Genomic DNA, 6256 nt, shown 5'->3' with positions numbered 1-6256 from the left:
GCGCCTGCGTGATGACAGCCCGGAAGCCCACAGCGGCCAGTCCAGCTATGAAATCGCCGCTGCCGCCGCCGAAGTGGAAGAAGTCCAGCCGGCCGCCGCGACCCGCACCCTGGTTCGCCAGGAAGCTGCCGTGAAAACCGCGCCAGCCCGTGCCAACGCACCGGTCCCGGTTGAAGCTGCCGCCCCGGTTGCCGCCCCGGCCGCCCTGCCTGAACCAAGCCTGTTCAAAGGCCTGGTGAAGTCGCTGGTCAGCCTGTTCGCCACCAAGGAAGAGCCTGCGGCTCCGGTTGTGGTTGAAAAACCCGCTTCCGAGCGCCCGGCGCGTAACGAAGAGCGTCGCAACGGCCGTCAGCAAAGCCGTAACCGCAACGGTCGCCGTGACGAAGAGCGCAAGCCTCGCGAAGAGCGTGCACCGCGTGAAGAACGCGCACCACGTGAAGAGCGTGCACCTCGCGAAGCCCGTGAAGAAACCCCGGCCGTAGCCCGCGAAGAACGTGCACCGCGTGAAGAGCGCGCACCACGTACCCCACGCGCCCCCCGTGAAGATCGCAAGCCGCGTGGCGAGCGTGAAGAACGCGTGCGTGAACTGCGTGAGCCACTGGACGCTGCACCTGCCGTTGCTGCCGCCGCCGCTGCGACCACCGAAGAGCGTCCGGCCCGCCAGCCGCGTGAAGAACGCGCCCCCCCGTGAAGAGCGCCAGCCGCGCCCACCGCGTGAGGAGCGTCAACCACGTGCCGAGCAAGCTGCTACTGCCAGTGACGAAGAAGAAGTACTGACCGGCGAAGAGCAACTGCAGGAAGACGGTCAGGACAACGCCGAAGGCGATCGTCCACGCCGCCGCTCCCGTGGCCAGCGTCGTCGCAGCAACCGTCGCGAGCGTCAGCGTGATGCCAACGGCAATGTAATCGAAGGCTCGGAAGAGACCGGCGAGAACGCTGAAGGCGCGACCCACGAAGCTAACGAACCAACAGGTGCCGAACTGGCTGTCGGCTTGGCCGTAACCGCAGCCGTTGCCAGCTCGGTCATCAGCGCACCTGCTGAAGCCCAGGCTCACGAGCAAGCTGAACGCGCTACCGCCGCTGTCGAAGAAACCGCTGCGGTAGAACCGGTCGCTGACACTCAAGCGGTTGAAGCGCCCCCCGCTGAAGCCGCTGTCGTAGAAGCGCCGGTTGTTGAAGCTGCCGTGGTTGAAGCGCCTGTGGTCGAAGCGACTACCCCAATCGAAGCGCCAGTCGCTCCGGAAGTGGAAGTTGCACCGGTTCAAGAAGCCCAGCCAGAAGTGGAAGTGGGCGCTGTCGAGCCTGCACCGGTCGTCGAGCCTCAGCCTGTGGTTGAAGCAGTCGCCGAAGTACCTGCTGTCGAAGCCGCCCCTGAAGTGCGTGAAGTTCGCGAAGAACAGACCGCCTTCCAGTGGACTGCCGAGCCAGCCGCACCAGTTGAAGCGCCAGCGCCTGCACCTGCGGTAGAAGAAGCGCCAGCACCGGTTGTCGAAGCCGTGGTTGTCGAGCCAGCGCCAGTCGTTGAGGCCGCGCCAGTGGTTGAAGCGCCAGTGGTTGCCGAAGTCGCCGCCCCGGTGGTTGAAGCCGCGCCGGCCAGCGCCCTGACCGAAAACGGCCGTGCGCCGAACGACCCACGTGAAGTGCGTCGCCGTCGCAAGGAAGCTGAGGCCGCCGCTGCGGCAGCTCAGGAAACAGAAGCACGAGACTAATCCCTCGTCTGATTCCAGTAGCTACTAAAAAGCCCCGCCTGAGTGATCAGGCGGGGCTTTTTTATCTGTCAGGTTTATCGGTACTGCAACGTCGCGGGCACATCCACATCCCACAACACGCCTCGATCCTCCACCTGCACCTCCCTCAACGTCGCCTGGGTAAACAATGGCCTGGCGCCCCGATCACCGGACAGCGCCATCAGGTGCGGCCCGAACGCCCGGCCAAACGCGACGGGATGCCCATACTGCCCCGCCTGTACCGGCACACTGATACCATCTGCCACAAGCGCGTCAATCACCTGCTCAATGCTGGCTGACTGGATAAACGGCATATCGCCCAAGACTACCAGCCAACCCTCGGCTGATGCACTGGCCGCAACCGCCGCGGCGATGCTGTCGCCCATCCCCGCCGATTGCAGCAGCAAGACCTGACAGCCATAAGCCTGGGCCAAGCGGATAATCTCCACACGCTCCGGCGAGGTCACCACCCAGCGATCCACCACTCTCACCGGCAAATTCACCAGCACCTGCTCGATCACTGGCCGCGTCACGCCGTCCCGGCCAACACACAGGGCCAGCAACTTATCCTGATCCGCCCCGGCCTCGGCACGGAACCGGCTGCCCTGCCCCGCTGCCAGCACAATCGCCGTCAAAGTCACTCAGCCACCGCCGGCAACGGTTTTTTCTGCATCGGCGCCACGCCGTTTTTGATCGCGACAATTTCCGCCAGCAGCGACAACGCAATTTCCGCCGGCGTATGACTGCCGATATGCAAGCCAATCGGCCCATGCAAACGCGCAATCGCCTCTGCCGACAAACCCAGCGCGGCGAGGTTTTCCCGGCGCTTTTGGGTATTGACCCGTGAACCTAGCGCGCCGATATAGAAGGCACTGGAATTCAACGCCGTGAGCAATGCCATATCGTCCAGACGCGGATCGTGGGTAAGGCAGACAATGGCCGTGCGTTCGTCGGTCTGGATATTCAGCACCGCTTCATCGGGCATGCCCGGTACAAAGCGGCCGTGTTGCTCTTCCCAGCCGTACACGAACTCTTCGCGGGGGTCGCAGATCAGCACTTCGAAATCCAGCAGGCGCGCCATTTCCGCCACATAGCGCGACAGCTGCCCGGCGCCAATCAGCAGCAGGCGCCAGCGTGGGCCGTAGATGGCGCGCAGGCGTTCGCCGTCGAACGTGACCACATCGGTCTTGCTCGCGCCGCTGAGTGTCACCTCGCCAGTTGCCAGATTAAGCTCCCGCGCCACAATCTGATGATCCTCACAGCGCGCCAGCAGCTGCGCGACCCAGTCCCAGTCATCCACCCGCTCTTCGGTCAGGCGCAGCGTACCGCCGCAGGGCAAGCCAAAACGCGCCGCCTCATCACGGGTGACGCCGTAGGTCACCAACTGCACCGGCGGGCCGTCATCGGGCAAGCGGCCGTCCTGCAGTCGGGCGATCAAGTCATCCTCGATGCAACCGCCGGAGACCGAGCCAATCACCACCCCATCGCCCCTCAGGGCCAGCATCGCCCCCGGTGGACGCGGTGCACTGCCCCAGGTCTGGACCACGCTGTACAACACCACTCGCTGCCCGGCGCGGCGCCACTCGAGCACGCTGCGCAGGACATTCAAATCCACACTGTCCATTCAGTCTCCCGCCAGCGTTGTTGATGAAGTATTCATTTACTGTAAAGCAAACCGATTCAAAAGTGGCCGGGCAGAAACGCAAACGCGAACCAGTCGGGGCGTTTGCGGATAGCTGTTGGCGTGGGTTCACGCCATCAGCGGCTTACTTGACGACAGGTGCCGGGCCTTCGGCCACGCCCAGGTCATCGATTTCGCGGGTTTCCGAGATACCGGTACCGCCGGACGCCAGCTCGCTTTGCAGCTTGTCGGTGTCCAGTTCCTTGACCCACTTGGCCACAACGATGGTGGCAACAGCATTACCGACCAGGTTGGTCAGTGCGCGGGCTTCGGACATGAAGCGGTCGATACCCAGGATCAGCGCCAGGCCGGCAACCGGGAGGTGGCCTACGGCCGACAGGGTTGCAGCCAGTACGATGAAGCCCGAACCGGTCACGCCAGCAGCGCCTTTGGAGGACAGCAGCAGCACCAGCAGCAGGGTGATCTGGTGGGTGATGTCCATGTGGGTGTCAGTCGCCTGGGCGATGAACACGGCAGCCATGGTCAGGTAGATCGAAGTACCGTCGAGGTTGAAGGAGTAGCCAGTCGGGATGACCAGGCCCACTACGGATTTCTTCGCACCCAGACGCTCCATCTTGATCAGCATGCGTGGCAGTGCGGATTCCGAGGAGGAAGTACCCAGCACGATCAGCAGCTCTTCACGGATGTAGCGGATCAGTTTGATCACGCTGAAACCGTGAGCGCGGCAGATACCACCCAGCACCACCAGTACGAACAGCAGGCACGTGATGTAGAAGCAGATCATCAGTTGGCCCAACTGCACCAGGGAACCTACACCGTAGGCACCGATGGTGAACGCCATGGCGCCCAGGGCACCGAGTGGCGCGAGCTTCATGATCATGTTGATGATGTTGAACATCACGTGGGCGAAGCGATCGATGAAGTCCAGCACCGGCTTGCCGTAGGCACCCAGGCGATGCAGGGCGAAACCGAAGATCACCGAGAACATCAGCACTTGCAGGATGTCGCCGTTGGCGAAGGCGCCGACGATGGTGTTCGGAATCACGTTGAGGATAAAGCCGACGATGCTCTGGTCTTTACCGGCAGTCACGTAGGCAGCGACTTTGGAAGCGTCCAGGGTCGCGACGTCGATGTGCATGCCGGCGCCCGGTTGCACAACGTTCACCACGATCAGGCCGATCAGCAGGGCAACGGTGGAAACGATTTCGAAGTACAGCAGCGCGTAGCCGCCGGTTTTGCCGACCGATTTCATGCTTTGCATGCCAGCGATGCCGCTGACAACGGTGCAGAAGATGATCGGGGCGATGACCATTTTGATCAGTTTGATAAACCCGTCACCCAGCGGCTTCAGGGCCACACCGGTCTCCGGGTAGAAGTGACCGAGCAAAATACCGATAACGATTGCAACGATCACCTGGAAATACAGGGATTTGTAGATTGGCTGACGAGTCGTCATTGCAAAATTCCTCAATCGTCCCGTGTGGCAAATATCCGCCATTGCCCACGACACTTGAATTGCGAACCCTCCTGCACTGGAGGGATTTGTTGTTTGCGAAGCCTGTAGGTCCAGGCCTGCGTTGTAATCCTTATCGCAAACGTCGTGCCACTTTGCCGAAAAACGCCAAGGGCCTTCAGGCATAAGGGCTGAGGGTTTTCAAGCGCCCTCCCAAGCGCCGAGTCTGTTGGCGAGTTTCCGCCACTGCGCCCAATCGCGTCCTGCAATTTGGCGGATATCCGCCTTGTCGCCCTGCCCGGTGATGACTACCATCCGCCATTCCACGGACGAGGGCCCCGCATGCGTGAACGTACCATCGCCAGTCACTACGCCCGGGCCGCCCTCGGCGGTGCGCGTCGGGCCGGTTACGATTATTCAAGCCTGCTGCAACAACTGGGCATCACCCCAGAGCTGCTGACTGAACCTCGCGCCCGCATTGCGCCGGAGCAATTTACCCGGTTGTTGCAAATGCTTTGGCTGGCGCTGGACGACGAGTACCTGGGCTTTGCCGACGGCCCCAGCAAACGTGGCACCTTCGCCATGATGTGCCATGCATTGATCCACTGCCGCACCCTGGAGAAGGCTCTGGAACGCGGCTTATTATTTTATAGCCTATTCCCGCAAGGCCCGCGCTGGCAGCTGACGCGGGAAGGCGAAATGGCCCGACTGAGCCTGGATGACTCACAACTCTGGGACCCGGATCACTTCCTCAGCGAATGCCTGTTGGTGATCTGGCATCGCCTGGGCAGTTGGCTGATCGGCCAGCGTATTCGCTTGCACCAGGCCACGTTCAGTTACCCGATGCCCGCCCACGTCGGGGAATATGACCTGCTGTTTCCCTGCCCCCAGGTGTTCGGCGCACCGAACAGCAGCCTGGTATTTCCCGCCCGCTACCTGAGCCTGCCGCTGTTGCAGGACGAGCGCACCCTCAAGCACTTTCTGGAGCGCTCCCCCGCCGACCTGCTGTCACGCCCGGACGAAGGCGACAGCTTGAGCAGCCAGTTGCGTCGCTTGCTGAGCCGCGACCGCACGCCCTGGCCAGACCTGGAAGCCGTTGCGCAGCACCTGCACATCAGTCCGCAGACCCTGCGTCGGCATTTACGTGAAGAAGGCACCAGCTTTCAGGCGCTCAAGAATGAGTTGCGACGGGACATCGCCATCTACCATCTCGGACGGGCGGATTTGTCGTTGCAGGAGATTGCCGAGCAGTTGGGGTTTTCCGAGCCGTCGGCGTTTCATCGGGCGTTCAAGAAGTGGACGGGGTTGACGCCGGGGGCCTATCGCGCGCAGGAGAGTTAGAAGTGTGTTGTGTGTGAGGGCCTCATCGGGGGCAAGTCGAATCGTCCGCACCGCCCTCCCACATTTTGCTCTCCACATATCAGATAGATCTCA

4 protein-coding genes and 1 pseudogene are annotated in these 6256 nt (G+C 62.2%); 2 read left to right on the top strand and 3 right to left on the bottom strand.

Annotated features, from left to right (window positions below; translation table 11 throughout):
* Positions 1-1709, top strand: a pseudogene (locus tag IQK56_RS29990) (ribonuclease E domain-containing protein); the annotation flags it as partial.
* A 74-nt stretch (positions 1710-1783) separates the two neighbouring features.
* Here IQK56_RS29990 and IQK56_RS29985 read toward each other — a convergent pair.
* The 3 genes from IQK56_RS29985 to IQK56_RS29975 all read right to left on the bottom strand — a co-directional run bounded on the left by IQK56_RS29985 (position 1784) and on the right by IQK56_RS29975 (position 4825).
* The gene (locus tag IQK56_RS29985) at positions 1784-2368 is read right to left on the bottom strand and encodes an NTP transferase domain-containing protein (RefSeq protein ID WP_193864256.1); all 585 of its coding nucleotides are present in this window, start codon (positions 2366-2368) and stop codon (positions 1784-1786) included.
* Positions 2365-3351: an XdhC family protein gene (locus tag IQK56_RS29980; RefSeq protein ID WP_122306489.1), complete on the bottom strand. Its 987-nt coding sequence runs from the start codon at positions 3349-3351 to the stop codon at positions 2365-2367. The genes IQK56_RS29985 and IQK56_RS29980 overlap by 4 nt, the downstream gene beginning before the upstream one ends.
* 142 nt (positions 3352-3493) lie before the next feature.
* Complete coding sequence (locus tag IQK56_RS29975) at positions 3494-4825, bottom strand: dicarboxylate/amino acid:cation symporter (protein ID WP_122306490.1); 1332 nt, start codon at positions 4823-4825, stop codon at positions 3494-3496.
* A gap of 339 nt (positions 4826-5164) precedes the next feature.
* Here IQK56_RS29975 and IQK56_RS29970 point away from each other — a divergent pair, with 339 nt between their 5' ends.
* Entirely contained in the window at positions 5165-6163 is a 999-nt protein-coding gene (locus IQK56_RS29970; protein WP_193864255.1) for an AraC family transcriptional regulator, read from the top strand.
* Positions 6164-6256 lie beyond the last annotated feature (93 nt).

It is taken from the genome of Pseudomonas cyclaminis (genome assembly GCF_015163715.1).
Taxonomy (GTDB): Bacteria; Pseudomonadota; Gammaproteobacteria; order Pseudomonadales; family Pseudomonadaceae; genus Aquipseudomonas; species Aquipseudomonas cyclaminis.
This window is presented reverse-complemented; position numbering and strand designations above follow the sequence as displayed.